The organism is Streptomyces sp. NRRL WC-3742 (assembly GCF_000720635.1).
Taxonomy (GTDB): Bacteria; Actinomycetota; Actinomycetes; order Streptomycetales; family Streptomycetaceae; genus Kitasatospora.
In genome coordinates this window covers 192097-209674 of sequence record NZ_JOCF01000002.1, presented here as the reverse complement: position 1 = coordinate 209674, position 17578 = coordinate 192097, and the positions used below count along the sequence as shown (strand labels likewise).

At 70.9% G+C, this 17578-nt stretch carries 18 protein-coding genes; 12 read left to right on the top strand and 6 right to left on the bottom strand.

Annotation, left to right across the window (positions count from 1 at the left end; translation table 11 throughout):
- The first annotated feature begins 122 nt into the window (after positions 1–122).
- The 8 genes from mshD to pstB all read left to right on the top strand — a co-directional run bounded on the left by mshD (position 123) and on the right by pstB (position 9761).
- Entirely contained in the window at positions 123–1103 is a 981-nt protein-coding gene (gene mshD, locus IH61_RS0102505) for a mycothiol synthase (protein ID WP_031064159.1), read from the top strand.
- 371 nt (positions 1104–1474) lie between these two features.
- Positions 1475–3652: an RNA degradosome polyphosphate kinase gene (locus tag IH61_RS0102500; RefSeq protein WP_063763118.1), complete on the top strand. Its 2178-nt coding sequence runs from the start codon at positions 1475–1477 to the stop codon at positions 3650–3652.
- Positions 3653–3753: 101 nt separating this feature from the next.
- Entirely contained in the window at positions 3754–4842 is a 1089-nt protein-coding gene (locus tag IH61_RS0102495; RefSeq protein WP_051836124.1) for a CHAD domain-containing protein, read from the top strand.
- Between the two features lie 46 nt (positions 4843–4888).
- Positions 4889–5386, top strand: a complete 498-nt coding sequence (locus tag IH61_RS0102490; RefSeq protein ID WP_063763117.1) for an NUDIX hydrolase — start codon at positions 4889–4891, stop codon at positions 5384–5386.
- 228 nt (positions 5387–5614) lie between these two features.
- Positions 5615–6748, top strand: coding sequence for a phosphate ABC transporter substrate-binding protein PstS (gene pstS / locus IH61_RS0102485; RefSeq protein ID WP_031064148.1), 1134 nt, complete (start codon positions 5615–5617; stop codon positions 6746–6748).
- Positions 6749–6898: 150 nt separating this feature from the next.
- The gene (gene pstC, locus IH61_RS0102480; RefSeq protein ID WP_031064145.1) at positions 6899–7876 is read left to right on the top strand and encodes a phosphate ABC transporter permease subunit PstC; all 978 of its coding nucleotides are present in this window, start codon (positions 6899–6901) and stop codon (positions 7874–7876) included.
- On the top strand, positions 7873–8943 hold the full coding sequence (gene pstA / locus IH61_RS0102475) for a phosphate ABC transporter permease PstA (RefSeq protein ID WP_031064142.1): 1071 nt from the start codon (positions 7873–7875) through the stop codon (positions 8941–8943). Before pstC ends, pstA begins: the two co-directional genes overlap by 4 nt.
- Before the next feature lie 41 nt (positions 8944–8984).
- The gene (gene pstB / locus IH61_RS0102470) at positions 8985–9761 is read left to right on the top strand and encodes a phosphate ABC transporter ATP-binding protein PstB (RefSeq protein WP_031064139.1); all 777 of its coding nucleotides are present in this window, start codon (positions 8985–8987) and stop codon (positions 9759–9761) included.
- Between the two features lie 127 nt (positions 9762–9888).
- Here pstB and IH61_RS0102465 read toward each other — a convergent pair whose 3' ends face one another.
- Both IH61_RS0102465 and IH61_RS0102460 read right to left on the bottom strand, forming a co-directional pair.
- On the bottom strand, positions 9889–10884 hold the full coding sequence (locus IH61_RS0102465; protein ID WP_031064136.1) for an inorganic phosphate transporter: 996 nt from the start codon (positions 10882–10884) through the stop codon (positions 9889–9891).
- Between the two features lie 5 nt (positions 10885–10889).
- The gene (locus IH61_RS0102460; protein WP_031064133.1) at positions 10890–11510 is read right to left on the bottom strand and encodes a DUF47 domain-containing protein; all 621 of its coding nucleotides are present in this window, start codon (positions 11508–11510) and stop codon (positions 10890–10892) included.
- Between the two features lie 347 nt (positions 11511–11857).
- Between IH61_RS0102460 and IH61_RS0102455 the strand changes: the two genes are divergently transcribed.
- Positions 11858–12235 carry a metal-sensitive transcriptional regulator gene (locus IH61_RS0102455; RefSeq protein ID WP_031064130.1) on the top strand — a complete coding sequence of 126 codons (378 nt, stop codon included), beginning with the start codon at positions 11858–11860 and terminating at the stop codon, positions 12233–12235.
- A 17-nt stretch (positions 12236–12252) separates the two neighbouring features.
- On the opposite strand, the gene IH61_RS0102450 is transcribed toward IH61_RS0102455, so the two are convergent.
- Both IH61_RS0102450 and IH61_RS0102445 read right to left on the bottom strand, forming a co-directional pair.
- Complete coding sequence (locus IH61_RS0102450) at positions 12253–12474, bottom strand: hypothetical protein (protein ID WP_063763116.1); 222 nt, start codon at positions 12472–12474, stop codon at positions 12253–12255.
- A gap of 158 nt (positions 12475–12632) precedes the next feature.
- Positions 12633–13532 carry a hypothetical protein gene (locus tag IH61_RS0102445; protein WP_051836123.1) on the bottom strand — a complete coding sequence of 300 codons (900 nt, stop codon included), beginning with the start codon at positions 13530–13532 and terminating at the stop codon, positions 12633–12635.
- A 175-nt stretch (positions 13533–13707) separates the two neighbouring features.
- Between IH61_RS0102445 and IH61_RS40240 the strand changes: the two genes are divergently transcribed.
- The gene (locus IH61_RS40240) at positions 13708–13902 is read left to right on the top strand and encodes a hypothetical protein (protein ID WP_078910770.1); all 195 of its coding nucleotides are present in this window, start codon (positions 13708–13710) and stop codon (positions 13900–13902) included.
- A gap of 24 nt (positions 13903–13926) precedes the next feature.
- Here IH61_RS40240 and IH61_RS0102435 read toward each other — a convergent pair whose 3' ends face one another.
- Together IH61_RS0102435 and IH61_RS0102430 are read right to left on the bottom strand one after the other, a co-directional pair.
- Positions 13927–14649: a phosphatase PAP2 family protein gene (locus IH61_RS0102435; protein ID WP_031064121.1), complete on the bottom strand. Its 723-nt coding sequence runs from the start codon at positions 14647–14649 to the stop codon at positions 13927–13929.
- 179 nt (positions 14650–14828) lie between these two features.
- Positions 14829–15980: an NlpC/P60 family protein gene (locus IH61_RS0102430; protein ID WP_078910769.1), complete on the bottom strand. Its 1152-nt coding sequence runs from the start codon at positions 15978–15980 to the stop codon at positions 14829–14831.
- A 248-nt stretch (positions 15981–16228) separates the two neighbouring features.
- Here IH61_RS0102430 and IH61_RS0102425 point away from each other — a divergent pair, with 248 nt between their 5' ends.
- Together IH61_RS0102425 and IH61_RS0102420 are read left to right on the top strand one after the other, a co-directional pair.
- A complete protein-coding gene (locus IH61_RS0102425) occupies positions 16229–16579 on the top strand; it encodes a hypothetical protein (RefSeq protein WP_051836121.1) in 351 nt (116 codons plus the stop codon).
- Between the two features lie 118 nt (positions 16580–16697).
- Entirely contained in the window at positions 16698–17513 is an 816-nt protein-coding gene (locus IH61_RS0102420; protein ID WP_031064111.1) for a hypothetical protein, read from the top strand.
- Positions 17514–17578: the final 65 nt, after the last annotated feature.

Below are 17578 nucleotides of genomic sequence, written 5' to 3'. Positions count from 1 at the left end.
CGATGGTACTGCAGGGGGGACCCTGTGGGAGAGTAGGACGCCGCCGAACAATTCTTCTGAAAAGCCCCTGATCCGATTCGGATCAGGGGCTTTTCGCATTTCCCCTGACGTATCGTCGGTGCATGGACGATCAGACAGCGGTCATTGCGAACAACGTGCTCCGCCCCGAGCAGCGCGACGGCGCCCTTCGGGTTCTGGCGGAGGCCCAGGAGCTCGACGGCCGCGCCGCCGTGTCCGAGCAGGGCCGGCTCCGGCTGCGGAACAGCGATCAGGGCCGCCCGGGCGTCACCCACCTCCTCGAGAGCGTCCGGAGCCCGCAGAGCGAGGGCGAGACCGTTCTCGGCTACGGCCAGCTGGAGGTCCCGGAGACCCCGTCCGCCAACCCCGCCGCCGAGCTGGTGATCGACCCGGCCGCCCGTGGGCTCGGCCTGGCCCGCCCGCTGGTGGACGCGGTTCTCGAGCAGGCCCACCGTGAGGGCCGGGACGCCGTGGACTTCTGGGTGCACGGCGGCCACCCGGCGGCCCGGCACCTGGCGCAGGCGTACGGGGCCGAGCTGGTCCGCGAGCTGCGGCAGATGCGCCGGACCGGCCCGCAGACGGAGGCGGTGGCCGTCCCCGAGGGCATCGAGCTGCGGACCTTCCGCCCGGGGGAGGACGACGCCGAGTGGCTGCGGCTCAACGCCCTGGCCTTCGCCCACCACCCGGAGCAGGGCGCCTGGACGCAGGAGGACCTGGCGGACCGGCTGGCGGAGCCGTGGTTCGACCCGGCCGGCTTCTTCCTCGCCACCCGGGAGGGTAAGGTCGTCGGTTTCCACTGGACGAAGGTGCACCCGGCGAGCAGCACCGAACCCGCGCTGGGCGAGGTGTACGTCGTCGGGGTGGACCCGGCCGAGCAGGGCAGTGGCCTCGGCCGCGCGCTGACCGCTGCGGGCCTGCGTCACCTCACCGGTTCGGGGGAGGGCGAGCGCGGGCTGGAGACCGTCCTCCTCTACGTCGACGCGGACAACCCGGCCGCCGTCCGGGTCTACGAGCGACTGGGCTTCACCATCCACGAGGTGGACCTCATGTACCGGGCCCGGTACCAGGGCGACCGGACGGCCTGACCCCGCGCTCGGCGGGTAACGGACACCACAGACGGACACCACAGGCCGACACCACAGACGGGCACCACAGGGCGAGCGGTCGGAGGACGTCGAAAGGCGTCGGAAGGCCGCGTCACCCCTTGCCCCGACCGACTCAGCTTTCCTCCTGGCCATGCGGTGTTTACCGTGGATTCAATTGCTGCCGTGAAGATCACAGGATGAAGTCCGTAGTGTCTCGCTCGTGCAGAGTCGACCGCGATTCGTCGGCCGGTCCTGTACGTACGGCGCCCGGCGGGTGGGCGCTGGCCCCGGGTCCGGCCCGGAGTGAGGACGACGGCCCGCAGAGCCATACGCGTCCGGACGTAGTCCTGTTGCTGGAGGAGCTGGAACCGATGAGCATCCCCCGCCCCGTCTCTGCCCCGCTGTCGCCGCCGGCGCGGATGTCCAGTCCGCTGGGGAATCCGCCGGAGCTGCCGGCCACGGACGAGTTGGAGTTCGAACCCCTGCCGCAGGGACGTTTCCTCGATCGCGAGCGCAGTTGGCTCGCCTTCAACGAGCGTGTGCTGGAGCTGGCCGAGGACCCGGAGATCCCGCTGTTGGAGCGGGCCAAGTTCCTGGCGATCTTCGCGAGCAACCTGGACGAGTTCTTCATGGTCCGGGTGGCCGGCCTCAAGCGCCGCATCGCGACGGGCGTCGCCCAGCGCAGCGCGTCCGGCCTCCAGCCCCGTGAGGTGCTGGACCAGATCTGGACGCGCTCGCGCGAGCTGATGGCCCGCCACGCCGCCGCCTTCCAGCAGGAGGTGCTGCCGGACCTCGCCGCCGAGGGCATCGAGCTGGTCCGCTGGCCGGAGCTGGCGGAGAAGGAGCAGGCCCGGCTGCACACGCTGTTCCGGCAGAAGATCTTCCCGGTGCTGACGCCGCTGGCGGTCGACCCGGCGCACCCCTTCCCGTACATATCGGGGCTCTCCCTGAACCTGGCCGTGGTCGTGCGCAACCCGGTGTCCGGGCACAAGCACTTCGCCAGGGTGAAGGTGCCGCAGTCGCTGGCCCGCTTCCTGGAGGCTTCGCCCCAGCGGTTCGTCCCGCTGGAGGACGTGATGGGCGCGCACCTGGAGGAGCTCTTCCCGGGGATGGAGGTGCTGGCCCACCACGCCTTCCGCGTCACCCGCAACGAGGACCTGGAGGTGGAGGAGGACGACACCGAGAACATCCTCAAGGCCCTGGAGAAGGAGCTGATGCGGCGGCGCTTCGGCCCGCCGGTCCGGCTGGAGGTCGAGGAGTCGATCGACCCCTACATCCTGGACCTGCTGGTGCGGGAGCTGAACATCTCCGAGGCGGAGGTCTTCCCCCTGCCCGGGCCGCTGGACCTCACCGGGCTGTTCGGCATCGCCGACCAGGACCGCCCGGAGCTGCGGTACCCCAAGTTCGTGGCCGGTACGGCCCGCGGGCTGACGGACGTCGAGTCGGCCTCGCAGCCGGACATCTTCGTCGCGATGCGCGAGCGGGACGTCCTGCTGCACCACCCGTACGACAGCTTCTCCACCTCGGTGCAGGCGTTCCTGGAGCAGGCCGCCGCCGACCCGGACGTGCTGGCGATCAAGCAGACCCTGTACCGCACCTCCGGTGACTCGCCGATCGTGGACGCGCTGATCGACGCGGCCGAGTCCGGCAAGCAGGTGCTGGTCCTGGTCGAGATCAAGGCGCGCTTCGACGAGCAGGCCAACATCAAGTGGGCCCGCAAGCTCGAGGAGTCCGGCTGCCACGTCGTCTACGGCCTGGTCGGGCTGAAGACGCACTGCAAGCTGTCGCTGGTGGTCCGCCAGGAGGGCGACACCCTGCGGCGCTACTCGCACGTCGGCACCGGCAACTACCACCCGAAGACCGCCCGGCTGTACGAGGACATCGGTCTGCTCACCTCCGACCCGCAGGTCGGCGCGGACCTCTCGGACCTGTTCAACCGGCTCTCCGGCTACTCCCGCCGCGAGTCCTACCGCCGCCTGCTGACCGCCCCGCGCGGCCTGCGCGACGGTCTGGTCTCCCGCATCCACAACGAGATCGCCCACCACCGCGCGGGCCGTCCGGCGTACGTGAAGCTCAAGGTCAACTCGATCGTCGACGAGGCCCTGATCGACGCGCTCTACCGGGCCTCGCAGGCCGGGGTGCCGGTGGACGTCTGGGTGCGCGGGATCTGCGCGATCCGCCCGGGGGTGCCCGGGCTGAGCGAGAACATCAGGGTGCGCAGCATCCTGGGACGCTTCCTGGAGCACTCGCGGATCTTCGTGTTCGGCAACAACGGCGATCCGGAGGTCTGGATCGGCAGCGCCGACATGATGCACCGCAACCTGGACCGCCGGATCGAGGCGCTGCTGCGGATCACCGATCCGGCGCACCGCGCCGAGCTGTCCGGGCTGATCGACCTCGGGATGTCGGACGAGACCGAGTCCTGGCACCTGGGGCCGGACGGCGCGTGGACCCGCCACTCGCAGGACGCCGAGGGCAAGTCGCTTCGGCACATCCAGGACCTCTTGATCGACTCACGCCAGCGCCGCCGGGCCGCCACCCCACGCTGACGCGACCACTGATGCGAAGCCGCCGAGGGGAAGGGGACTCCCTCCGGCGGTCGGCCACCAGCCTCGGGGAAGGGCCCGGGGGAACGGGGATCTACCACGCCATGACCGATGCGCCGATGACGGCCCAGGCGGCCTCCACCGCGACCGCCGGGGACATCCTTTCCCTCCGGCTCACTTCCCAGGCCGGGGCGTTCCTGCGCGCCCTGCCGCTGGCGGTCGGCGAGGTCGGGGCCAGACCGGGCTCGGCCTCGGTCGTTCCGGCGGCCGGCACCGCGGATCTGCTGCGGGCCGTCCGGAGGATCGGCGGCCTGCTGCACACCTTCGGCACCGTCTTCGACCAGACCTGGGCGCAGGAGACGCGTACGGAGCTGCGCTGGCTGCTGAACCTGCTGGCCCTGGAGCCGGGGTACGTGCGCCGCTCGGCCCGGCTGCTCGGCGCGCTGGACTCGCTGAGCGGCACCGACCCGGAGGGCACCGGCATGCTGGCCGGTCACGCGGGCGCCCCCAAGGCGCGGGCGCTGCTGGACCGGCAGCTGACCCTGGCCCGGACGCGGGCGCACTCGACCGTCCTGCAGGACCTGCGCTCGGCCCGGCTGCACGCCCTGGCCGACCGGATGACCCTGCTGGTCGGTGAGGCGCCGCTGCTGGAGTCGGCGGGCGGCCGGGCCTCGGCGGTGCTGCTGCCGCAGGCGGCCGCCGCGTTCACGGCGCTGGCGGCGAGCGCCCAGCAGCTGCCGCTCCAGCGGGCGGCGACGCCGTACGGCGGGGACGGGCTGCGCCGGCTGGGCCCGGTGCCGCAGGCGCGCGGTGCGACGGACGCGGACACGGCCCTGGCGGCCGACGACGCGCCCTGGGCGCGGCTGCGCATCCTGGTGAAGCGGGCCCGGTACGCGCTGGAGGTGTGCGGCCGCCCTTCGGGCGAGCTGAACGAGCTGGACGCGGTGCTGGGCCACCACCAGGAGGCCGCGGACGCGGCGGTGACGGCGGCGACGGCGGCGCGCACGCCCCGGATCACCCCGGCGACGGCGTACGTGCTGGGTGTGGTGCACGCCGACCAGCGGCTGGAGGTGGAGTCGGCGCGGTACGCCTTCGGCCGCCGCTGGCCCGAGCTGCCGCCGGGCCTGGACGGCTGGCTGGAGATCCCGCCGGCCGAGGGCTGGGGGCACGCCCCGTCCCCGCGGACGGCCTGAGGTGCGCCGGCCCCGGACGGCCGAACCGGAGGGGGCCGCGCGGCCCGTGGACGTCTCCGAGGCCGGGACCGGTCGCGGCCGGGTGATCCTGGCGGCGGGCGCGGTGCTGTGGCTGCCCGGCCGTCCGAAGAAGAGCGGCCGGCTGGGGCGGCCGCGGATCGCGGTGATCCACCGTCCGAAGTACGACGACTGGAGCCTTCCCAAGGGCAAGCTCGACCCGGGGGAGGGCGTGGTCGAGGCGGCGCTGCGCGAGGTCCGGGAGGAGACGGGCTTCCACTGCCGGCTGGGCGAGGAGCTGCCGGCCCAGCACTATCTGGCGCAGGGCCGTCCGAAGGAGGTCCGGTACTGGGCGGCGGTGCCGGCCTCGGGGGAGTTCCGTCCCAACCGGGAGGTGGACCGGCTGGAGTGGCTGCCGGCGGGGAAGGCCCGTGCGCGGCTGACGCACGAGCGCGACCGGTTGCTGGTCGACGCCCTGCTGGTGATGCTGGGGGCGAGGCCCGTACGGACGAAGGGGGAGGCACCGGTGAAGGAACGGTGGAAGTGATCCGCCTGCGCCCTTGTCGTGATGCAACCGTTACTACCTGACGTAGTTTCCTGTCATCCCTCCGAGGTTCACTCTCCGTTCATTTGCGCCCGGCTGTCGTGTCACTTACCCGGCCTAGTTTCGGGAATGCCGACGGGCCGAACGGGCCCCGGACCACAGCAAAACCCGCGCTCCTCCGTGCACCGCACGATCTGCGCGACGGGCAATGCCACAGAAAGGGACACCCCTGTGAAGCTCCAGCGGAACGGCCGCTCCAAGGCCCTCGCCATCGGTGCCATGGCGCTTGTCAGCTCGCTGTCGCTCGCCGCCTGCGGCTCGGACGACAATGGCACCGGCGGTACGTCCGGCGGTTCCACCTCGGCCGCGGCTGGCTCCTCGATCAAGTGTGGCAAGGCCGGTAACCTGCTCGGCGCCGGTTCGAGCGCCCAGGCCACGGCGATCGACGTCTGGAAGACCAACTTCGCCGCCGCCTGCTCCGGCAGCACCGTGAACTACCAGGCCCCCGGTTCCGGCGCGGGCATCCAGCAGTTCACCCAGGGCAAGGTCACGTTCGCCGGTTCCGACTCGGCCCTCAAGCCGGCCGAGGTCGACGCGAGCAAGGCGGTCTGCACCGGTGGCCAGGGCATCGACCTGCCGATGGCCGGCGGTCTGATCTCGCTGGTCTTCAACGTCGAGGGCGTGGACAGCCTCATCCTGGACGCCCCGACCGCGGCGAAGATCTTCGACACCCAGATCACCAAGTGGAACGACCCGGCGATCGCCGCCCTGAACCCGAGCGCCAAGCTGCCGGACGCGGAGATCCAGACCTTCCACCGCTCCGAGGACTCGGGCACCACCGAGAACCTCACCAAGTACTTCGCCGCCGCCGGCAACGGCGCCTGGTCCTACCCGGCCTCCAAGGCGTGGGCGGGCAAGAACGGCCAGTCGGCCACCGGCAGCGCCGGTGTCGCGGCCCAGGTCAAGCAGGTCAAGAACTCGATCAGCTACGTCGAGCTGGCCTACGCCCAGACGAACAGCCTGAAGAGCGCCTCCCTCGCCACCGGTGCCTCCAAGCCGGTCGAGGCCACCGCCGCCAACGCCGCCAACACCTTCGCCAAGGCGAAGATCACCGGCACCGGCAGCGACCTGGCGCTGAAGCTCGACTACGCGACCAAGGAAGAGGGCTCCTACCCGCTCGTCCTGGTCACCTACGAGATCGTCTGCGACAAGGGCAACAAGGCCGAGACACTCGACACCCTGAAGTCCTTCCTGACCTACACCGCCAGCGACGCCGGCCAGAAGGCCGCGGGCGAGAAGGGCTACGTCCCGCTCCCCAAGGAGCTGACGGACAAGGTCAACGCCGTCATCCCGGCCCTCGCCTGATCCGACGGGACCACCGGTGGGTCGGCCCCGTAACGAGGGGGGCCGGGGCCGCCCCACCGGATCGCACCAATCCCAGCACCAACGTCCGGGGCACCGCCGCCATGGTGCCGTCCCCCTTCCGGGGCGGCACCACCAGACCGGAGTAGACCAATGACTTCATCCTCCCCTGCCGCCCCGCGAGGCAGGGAACGCCGGCCGCGTGACAGCCGGGTCGGCGACAAGATCTTCATGAACTTCGCCCGGGGCTCGGGCATCTTCCTCCTCGTCGTCATGGGCGCCATCGCCGCGTTCCTGACCTGGCGCTCGGTCCTCGCGCTGAGCAACAACGAGGGCAACTTCCTCACCACCTTCGAGTGGACGCCGGACGCCCCGAAGCCCGTCTTCGGCATCGCCGTCCTGGTGGTCGGCACCCTCGTCAGCGCGATCATCGCGATGGCGATCGCGGTGCCGGTGGCCATCGGCATCGCGCTGTTCATCTCGCACTACGCGCCGCGCCGGATCGCCCAGCCGTTCGCCTACCTGGTCGACCTGCTCGCCGCCGTCCCCAGCATCGTCTACGGCCTCTGGGGCGCGCTCTTCCTCGTGCCGCACATGGACGGCCTGACCAGCTGGCTCAACGAGTACCTGGGCTGGACGTACATCTTCGACCAGACCAGGACCGGCACCCCGCGCAACCTGTTCACGGTCGGCATCCTGCTGGCCATCATGGTCCTGCCGATCATCACCGCGGTCTCCCGCGAGGTGTTCCGCCAGGTGCCGCGGATGCACGAGGAGGCGGCGCTCGCGCTCGGCGCGACCCGCTGGGAGATGATCCGCACCGCGGTGCTGCCCTTCGGCCGCCCCGGCATCATCTCGGCCTCGATGCTCGGCCTCGGCCGTGCGCTCGGCGAGACCATCGCGGTCGCGGTGGTGCTCTCCTCCAGCAGCGTCCTGTCGCTGCACATCCTGGACGCCGGCGGCGGCACCTTCGCCCAGAACATCGCGCTCAAGTTCTCCGAGGCCGGCGACAACGGCCGCAACGCGCTGATGGCCTCCGGCCTCGTCCTGTTCGTCATCACCCTGCTGGTGAACGGTGCCGCGCGACTGATCATCGCCCGCCGCAAGGAGTACTCGGGGGCCAACGCATGACCGTCACCGCCGTCGTCGAGGACGCCCGTCCTCTCGGCAACGCCCTGAGCGCCAACCGGCTGCCCAAGTGGGCCCCGGCCGCCGTCGCGGTCGGCTCGATCGCCCTCGGCTGCGGGATCGGCGCGGCCGCCGGCCTGGAGAGCCACCTGCAGTGGGGCCTGATCTCGGCCCTCCTGTTCCTGCTCATCAGCTACCTGATCTCGGCCCGGGTCGAGGGCCGGCGCCAGGCCAAGGACCGGTTCGCCACCTCCATCGTGTGGGTCGCCTTCATCCTGGCCGTGATCCCGCTGATCTCGCTGACCGTCTACACGATCCAGCAGGGCATCGGCGTGGTGAACGGGAACTTCCTGAGCCACTCGATGAAGGGCGTGCTCCAGTCCGGGCCCGGCGGTGGCATCTACCACGCGCTGCTCGGCACCCTGCAGCAGGTCGGCCTGGCCACCGCGATGGCCGCCCCGATCGGTCTGCTGACCGCCGTCTACCTGGTCGAGTACGGTCGCGGCGGGCTCGCCAAGGCCGTCACCTTCTTCGTCGACGTCATGACGGGCATCCCGTCCATCGTCGCGGGCCTGTTCATCCTCTCGCTCTGGAACATCGCGCTGGGCTTCGGCTACTCCGGGTTCTCGGGCAGCCTCGCACTGGCGATCCTGATGATGCCGGTCGTGGTCCGCTCCACCGAGGAGATGCTCAAGCTGGTCCCGAACGAGCTGCGCGAAGCCTCGTACGCCCTCGGCGTGCCGCGCTGGAAGACCATCCTGCGGATCGTCCTCCCGACCGCGGTCGGCGGCATCACCACCGGCGTGATGCTGGCGGTCGCCCGTATCACGGGCGAGACCGCCCCGGTGATGATGCTGGTGTTCGGCGCCGACGTCATCAACAGCAACCCGTTCGACGGACCCCAGCAGTCCCTGCCGATGTACATCTGGATGCAGTACTCCCAGGTCAACAACGACTTCGGCTACGCCCGCGCCTGGGGCGCCGCGCTGGTGCTGATCGCCTTCGTGATGGGGCTCAACCTCATCGCCCGGGGCATCGCACGCTGGCGCTCGCCCAAGGGCGGACACTGAGCGACCGACTGACGACGAGACAGACGAGAGAAGCAACGATCATGGCCAAGCGCATCGACGTCAGCGGGCTGTCGGCCTTCTACGGCTCCACCAAGGCCATCGAGGACATCTCGATGAGCATCGAACCCCGCTCGGTGACCGCCTTCATCGGCCCGTCCGGCTGCGGCAAGTCCACCTTCCTGCGCACCCTGAACCGGATGCACGAGGTGATCCCCGGCGCCCGGGTCGAGGGCAAGGTCCTCCTGGACGACGAGAACCTCTACGCCTCCAACGTCGACCCCGTCGCGGTGCGCCGCGCGGTCGGCATGGTCTTCCAGCGCCCCAACCCGTTCCCGACCATGTCGATCTACGACAACGTGGTCGCGGGCCTGCGCCTGGCGGGCGTCAAGAAGAAGGCCGTCCTCGACGAGGTCGTGGAGCGCTCCCTCAAGGGCGCCAACCTCTGGAAGGAGGTCCACACCCGGCTGAACAAGCCGGGTGCCGGCCTCTCCGGCGGTCAGCAGCAGCGCCTGTGCATCGCCCGCGCCATCGCGGTCGAGCCGCAGGTCCTGCTGATGGACGAGCCCTGCTCGGCGCTCGACCCGATCTCCACCCTCGCCATCGAGGACCTGATCGGCGAGCTGAAGTCGCAGTTCACGATCGTCATCGTGACGCACAACATGCAGCAGGCGGCCCGCGTCAGCGACCGCACCGCCTTCTTCAACCTGGCGGGCGTCGGCCAGCCGGGCAAGCTGGTCGAGCTGGACGACACCCAGCGGATCTTCTCCAACCCCTCCGTCCAGGCGACCGAGGACTACATCTCCGGCCGCTTCGGCTGAGCCGGTACATGGACTGCTCCACGGCGCTGCATGGCGGTGCCGCCGGGGAGCATGAGAAGGGCCCGCCCCCGAGAACCGGGGACGGGCCCTTTCTGCTGTTCGCCCTCTCGGACGGCGTCGGTGGGTCTCAGCCCCAGAAGAGGTGGACCAGCCAGTACATCAGCGCCGCGACGATCGCGGCCGCCGGCATGGTGATGAACCAGCCGAGGACGATGTTCTTGGCCACGCCCCAGCGCACCGCGCGGATGCGCTTGGTGGCGCCCGCGCCCATGATCGCCGCGGTGATCACGTGGGTGGTGGAGATCGGCGCCTTGAAGACGAACGAGGTGATGTACATGACCGTCGAGGCCGTCGCCTCGGCGGCGAAGCCCTGCGGCGGGTCCAGCTCGATGATCTTGCGGCCGAGGGTCCGCATGATCCGCCAGCCGCCCGCGTAGGTGCCCAGCGAGAGCATCGCCGCGCAGGAGATCTTCACCCAGACCGGGATGTCCCCGGTGGTCTGGTGGCCCGAGATCGTGAGCGCCATGACCACGACACCCATGGTCTTCTGCGCGTCCTGCAGACCGTGGGCCAGCGCCATCGCGGCGGCCGAGGCGGTCTGGGCGACCCGGAAGTTGCGCTTGGCGCGGTGCGGGTTGGCCCGGCGGAAGATCCACAGGATCGCCAGCATCACCAGGAAGCCGCCGACCAGGCCGACCACCGGCGAGACGATCATCGGGATGACGATCTTGTCGAGGACCCCGCTCCAGATCACGTCGATGCCGCCGGCCATCGCCGCGCCCACCATGCCGCCGAACAGCGCGTGCGAGGAGGAGGACGGGAGGCCGAAGTACCAGGTGAGCAGGTTCCAGGAGATCGCGCCGACCAGTGCGGCGAAGAGGATCGCCATCCCCTGGTTGCCGGTGGGGGTCTCGATGATCCCCTTGGAGACGGTGTGCGCCACCCCGCTGCCCAGGAAGGCGCCCGCCAGGTTCATCACGGCGGCCATCGCGAGCGCGGCCCTGGGCGTGAGCGCCCGTGTGGAGACCGAGGTGGCGATCGCGTTCGCCGAGTCGTGGAAGCCGTTGGTGTAGGTGAAGAAGAACGCAACGCCGATGACGGCGATGAGTGCTGCCATGTCCACGAGGGTCAGGACTCCTTGACGGCGATGGTCTCCACCGTGTTGGCGACGTGCTCGAACGCGTCCGCCGCCTCCTCAAGGACGTCCACGATCTGCTTGAGCTTGAGCACCTCGATGGCGTCGTACTGACCCGAGAACAGGTGGGCGAGCAGCTTGCGGTGGATCTGGTCGGCCTGGTTCTCCAGCCGGTTGACCTCGATCCAGTACTCGGTGAGGTTCGACATGCTGCGCAGGTTCGGCATCGCCTCGGCGGTGAGCTCGGCTGCCCGCGCGAGCACCTCGATCTGCTGCTCGATGCCCTTCGGCAGGGTCTGGATGTCGTAGAGGACGACCAGGTCGACGGCCTCCTCCATGAAGTCCATGATGTCGTCCAGCGACGAGGCCAGGCTGTAGATGTCCTCGCGGTCGAACGGCGTGATGAAGGAGGAGTTCAGCTGGTGGAACACCGCATGGGTGGTGTCGTCCCCGGCGTGTTCGGCGGCGCGCATGCGCTCGACGATCTCCGCGCGGGCCGACACGTCTGATCCCAGCAGTTCCAGCAGGAGCTTCGATCCGACGACGAGGTTCTCCGCGGCCGCGGCGAACATGTCGTAGAAGCTCGTCTCCTTCGGGGTCAGGCTAAAACGCACGGAAATCTCCGATGTGCGGGGTAGGGACTGAACGATGCTAGGTGCAACCAAGCGCGATCACGCAAACGGGGTGGTGGGGCGAGGAGCCGGAACCTCCTGTTCCGTAACGCTGCCGCACCGGCTGTTCGGGGCCGCACACCCATGTGCGGACGGGAGCCTCAGTCTGACGGAACCTCGTACGGATTGTCCCCGTCGTCGGCCCGGAAGACGGGGGCGCCGCTCATACGGCGCAACCGCTCCGCCGCCCTGGCACGTGCCGGGTCGGCCGGCGGAACACCACGGGCCGTCCGGGTGTTGGACACTGGAGGCCGACGCAGCCACCAGGCACTCATGACGAAGGCGGGCCGATGACCACGACGCAAGCGCGCACCGAGCCGGACCACGCGCACGGGAGCGACCCGCACGCCGAACAGACCCCCGCCGCCGCCACCGGGCACCACGGCCCGCACGGCTACAGCGGCCAGAAGGACGCCCACCTCAAGCGGCTGCGCCGGATCGAGGGCCAGATCCGGGGCCTCCAGCGCATGGTCGACGAGGACGTCTACTGCATCGACGTGCTCACCCAGGTCTCGGCCAGCACCAAGGCGCTGCAGTCCTTCGCGCTCTCCCTGCTGGAGGAACACCTGCGGCACTGCGTGGCCGCCGCCGCCGAGGAGGGCGGCGCGGAGCTGGACGCCAAGGTCGCCGAGGCCACGGCCGCGATCAGCCGACTGCTGCGCAGCTGAGCCGGCCCGGGCCCAGGTCAGGACGACGGCGGGTCGGCCCCGTGACCGTTGGCCTCGCCGGCCGGCTCCGGGGTCGGCCGGGGCACCACCCGGTCGAGCAGTACCTCGTCGATCCGCTCGGTCGGCAGCCGGTCGCCGGGGCTGGCCGTCGCGGCGATCATCAGCTCGCCGGCCAGGTCGATCTCGTCGAGGGCCGCGTCGTCGTGGCCGCCGCTGCGGTCACCCGTGGACGACACCACCTGCACCACCCCTTCAGCGCCTCGCCAGCCCGGGCGGCAGCCACCCGACGTCCAGCCTAGGCACTCCGGGGCCCGTCCACATGGCACGGACGGGCCATCTGTGCGCCGCCGAAACGGGTGACCGCCGCTCCCCGCACGGCCACCCGCACCGGGGCGGCCTACTTCGGGCTCTCCGAGGGCTTCATCTGGTAGATGTCCGAGGCCGGCGGCTCGGCCGCCTCCACGGGTTTGCCGAAGTCGCTCAGCGAGGTCGTCGACGTCACCTTCACCTGGTCCTTGGCCTCCTTCGACCCGGCCACCCCGGCGAAGGTGAACACCTCGACCACCTTGCGCAGCCGGCCCTGGTCGTCCAGCCAGGCGTCGTAGGGGACCTCCTTCACCGTGAAGGTCTGCCCGCCCATCCGCAGGCCGTCCCCGCCGCGGCCGCCGGTCGCGTCGGCCGCCTTCGCCAGGTCCAGCGCCCCCCGGTAGTGGTGCAGGGCCACCCCGTCCACCGTCTCGGTGCCCACCGCCTCGGCCTTCTGCGCCCCGCGCAGCGCCCCCGCCGCCGAGGCCGGGTCGGTGGCGCCGCTGCTCACCAGGTTGCCGTCCGGCAACTGGCGCACGTCCAGCTTCACCCACTTGCCCTCGGGCACCTTGGCGCCGCTGTTCTGCAGGTAGACGGTGCCCGGCAGGACCACCTCGACGATCTTCCCGGTGGTCGCCGCACCCGGCGGCACCTGCACCTCCAGCCGGCCGATCCGCTTCACGTAGTCGTAGCCGCCCGTCCCGCTGAACGACGCCTTCTTCTCCGCGGACTCCGTGACCAGCTCCGAGGCGGTGTGCGCCGAACCCGTGCGGCCGGTGATGTCGGCCGCGCTGCGTACGGCGGTGAGCGGATCGGCCGCCAGCTTGTCGGGGGCGTTCGACTGCTGGTCGGAGGAGCCGCTCCCGGAGCCGCCCGAGCAGCCCGCGGCGCCCACGGCCAGTGCGGCGACGAGCAGGGCGGCCCCGGCCGCCGGACGCAGGTGCGGCAGCCGGCGGCCTGCCGACCATGTGGTGCGCTGCTGGTCGGTCATCTTCATCCTCGCGACAACCCCCTCGGGCCCGACTGCCCCGCGGGCCGACCCGGGACGGGCGGCACCGGAAGGGCAGAGCTCTTTCCGGGCAAACGAGTTGAGCGGCGAAGGGTTACGGTCCGGACCCGACCGAGCGCGTCGCGCCCGGGGCCGTCGGCGCGTTACGGTGAACCACGTGCACAGTGAGCTGCCGGCCGCACCCGGCACCGCCCAGATGCCCGACCACCGCATCGCGATCAGCGAGCGCGGCTCCTTCGCCTTCGCCACCTGCAGCTGCGGCTGGTACGCACCGGCCCGCCGCTCCCGCGACCTCGCCCGCCGCGAGGGCGCCGGGCACCTGGCCGACTCGGGCGGCGGGGAACTGGACTAGGCCGTGTCCTTCGGCCTGAGCCGCTCACGCCGCGAGGTCGGACTCCGGCGGCTGGTCCTCGGAGCGCACCGGTCCGCGGCCGCGCCGCCGTCCACGCTGCGCCGTTCCGCGCGGGGCCCTCGCGGCCCGCTCCGGCGCCCGGACGAGCGGGGCGAGGGCCGTACGGGTCAGCGCGTGGCAGAAGGGGACGAGCACGGCCATCGCGATCGGCGCCAGCAGCAGCACCACGGCCACGGCCAGCGCGAAGCCGCCGATCACGTCCGTCGGGTAGTGGACGCCCATGAACATCCGGCAGAAGCCCTGCAGCAGGGCCAGACCCCCGGCGATCCAGCCGAGCCTGCGGTTCACCAGGAACAGCGCCACCGCGACGCCCATGGTCATGGTCGAGTGGTCGCTGACGAAGGAATGGGTGCCGGCCTTGCCCTCCACCAGCACCAGCAGCCCGGGGTGGTCGACGAACGGGCGCGGGCGGTTCACGATCGCGGCGATCGGCAGGTTCGCGAGCTCGGCGATGGCCACCGACAGCGGCACCCACAGCAGCCCGGCCACCGCCACCGGCGCGTCCGGGCGGCGTCTGGCCTGCAGCCAGGCCGTCAGACCGAGGGCGGCCAGGCCGATCAGGATGCCGTACTCGCCGATCCACGAGACCAGGTGGTCCAGCCACCGGGGGGCGTGTCGGGCCAGCCCGTTGACGGCGTAGAGCAGTTCGAGGTCGGGGTTGGTCGTGTCGGCAAGCGGCGTCGACACGCCGCACCTCCTTCTGCTCTGCTGCACCTGTCCGTTCCGGCCGGGCCCACCCGGCGCGGAGATCCTGACGGGGGGCCACCGGACCCAACGTCATCGCCGGGGCACAGCGTTCCACGGAAACGCGCGGTTATGGAAACTTGACTCAGCGTCCACAGGGCACACACAGGTGCGCCCTCGTCTCAGCGGGTGGCGGCGGTGGGAGGGGCGGTCGGCGCCGCCGGGGCCGCCGCCGCGGGGCGGGCGGCCGTCGGGGGAGCCGTCGTCGTGGCTGCGGGGGTCGGTGCGGTGGTGCCCGGGCGGCGGGGGGCGTTGACCGCGCCGTTGCCGCCGTTGTCGCGGGAGGGCAGCGCCTGGGCGCCGTCCGAGGTGACCCGGGTGGCCCCGATGTACTCCCGGGTGTCGATCTTGTCGTAGCGGATCACCGCGTTGGTGTGCGGCGCGTTGATCATGTACCCGCCGCCGACGTAGATCCCGACGTGGTGGATGCTGCGCGGATCGCTCAGGTCCGTCGCGAAGAACACCAGGTCCCCCGGGCGCAACTGATCCCGCGACGGGTGCGGCCCGGCGTACCACTGATCGTTCGCCACCCGGGGGAGCTCGATGCCCACGCTGTCGTACGCGGCCCTCGTCAGACCGGAGCAGTCGAACCGGCCCCCCTGCGAGGCCAGGCCCTCGCCGCCCCACAGGTACAGCGTGCCGAGCTTCGTCTGCGCGAAGTAGATCGCCGCCGCCGACTGCGCGGACACCTCCACCGGCGCGGTCGGCGCGGTGAAACTCCGGGCCATCGCCTGGATGTTCCGCACGTACCCCTGCGTCTCCTTGTACGGCGGGATGCCCCTGTTCTTCGTCACCGCGTACGGGCCCGCGTTGTAGGCGGCCAGCATGTTCGCCTGGGGGTCCCCGGGGACGCCCGCGACGTCCTTGGCGAGCGCGCAGTCGTAGACCGCCGCCGAGGCGATCGCGTCGTACGGGTTCCAGACGTCCTTCTTGCCGTCCCCGTCACCGTCCGTGCCGTACGACCCCCAGGTGTCCGGCATGAACTGCGCCAATCCCTGCGCGCCCACCCCGGAACGGGCCTTGGGATCGAAACCGCTTTCCTGGTACAGCTGCGCCGCGAGCATCGGCGGGGAGATCTCGGCACAGAGCGATCCCCACTTCTGGATCGCGTTCTGGTAGACGGCGGGCACCGTGCCGGGAGAGAGGGCGGAACGATTCGCCGACTGCTGCGGCGTCCCACTCGCCGCATACGTCCCGATCGTCACCAGACCGAGGAAGCCGAGAGCAACAACTCCCGCTGTGGCGGCGGCCTTACCGCCCTTCCGGAGTACCATCAGCACCATCCCGACGAATCGTCAGTCGAAGTGTCCCGGAAGGCGTTGCTCACCGCAATCATCAGAGATACAAAGAGTGAGCGCTATCCTTCGTACGGTGGACATCCTCGCGTACGTGTCCGAGACCTCACGACCAATCCGCGAGAAGTAGCCAAGTCGACATCAGATCTGGCCAAGAATAGGCACCGACCCTTCGCGCGGGCGGGGTCCGGGCCCTTGAATTTGCCTGATCGGGCGGTGAGATGGAAATGAACCTGAGCAGCGTGCACACCCTTGCGGTCGGCCACCTGGCCGAGGACCCACCGAAGAAGCCGAATATCGACACCATCATCGGCGGGATCGCCCCGGACTGGGGCCCGTTCGCCAGCCTCGGGTCGGAGGCCCGGGTGATGGTCGAGGTGATCATGGCCCTGGCCATCATCATCTGCCTCGGCATCGCCGCCTGGGGTGCCGCCAAGCAGCGGATCGGTGCGACCGCCCTGCGGGACAGCTTCGGGGCCGAACAGGGCAAGGGGCTGATCGTCGCCGGGCTGACCGGCGTGTTCATCATCGGATCCCTGGGCACCCTGTTCACCATTGTCTACGGTATGGCGGTCTGACGATCCGACAGGCGGATCGCCGCTCCACCTCCCCACCCCGTACCCACCCTCCGTCCGCGCCCGCCCCCGGACAGAGGGCCCCCGGAGCCCCCCGGCTCCCCGCACCAGGAGGGCCGCCGTGCCGTTGTCCGACGACCAGCCGCACACCCGAACGCGGCTACCGGTCGGCGAACAGCCCTCCCCCCAGCCGAGCCTGAGTCAGTCGCGGCCGCTGCGCACCCTGCTGACCGTACTCGTCGTCGTCACGCTGCTCGTGGTCGCCATCTCCATCGCCAACCGCGGCAAGCCCGACCCCGGCGGCACCGACCACTCCGCCGACCGCGCCGCCCCCACCGCCCCACCCGGCGCCGGCCCCGCCCCCAGCGGCGACCAGCCCGTCGGCACCACCGTCAACGGCATCGCCTCCGGCTTCCCGCACACCGACCAGGGCGCCCAGTCGGCCGCCGTCAACTACGCGGTGGCGCTCGGCTCCGCCGACATGTTCCGCACGGACAGCCGCCACACCATCGTCACCACCATCGCCGACCCGGGCGCCGCCCCGGCCCTGCAGAGCCGCCTGGACCAGGGGTTCACTCCGGAGACGGCCGCGAAGTTCGGTGTCGACGCGCAGGGACGTCCGCCCGCGGGAATGACCTTCGTCATGCGAACGATCCCGGTCGGGGCCAGGAGCAACGGCTACAGCGCGGAGAGCGCCAAGGTCGACGTGTGGTGCACGGGTCTGTACGGGGTGGCCGGCGAGCGTTCGATCAGGCCGGTCTCCGAGGAGTGGTTCACGCTCACCCTCAGCCTGCGGTGGACCGGGACGGACTGGAAGCTCTCCGACTACGGCCGGGCGTCGGGCCCGGCACCCGTTCCGCCGGACCAGCAGGCCGCAACCGCTGAGGAGATGTCTGGTGCCGTCGATAGGTTCGGAGGCTTCCGCTATGCCCGCTGAGGGTAACTCGGGCGCCGTGCGTCGGGTCATGGGTCGAATGGTGGGAACGGCGCTCTTCGGTGCCC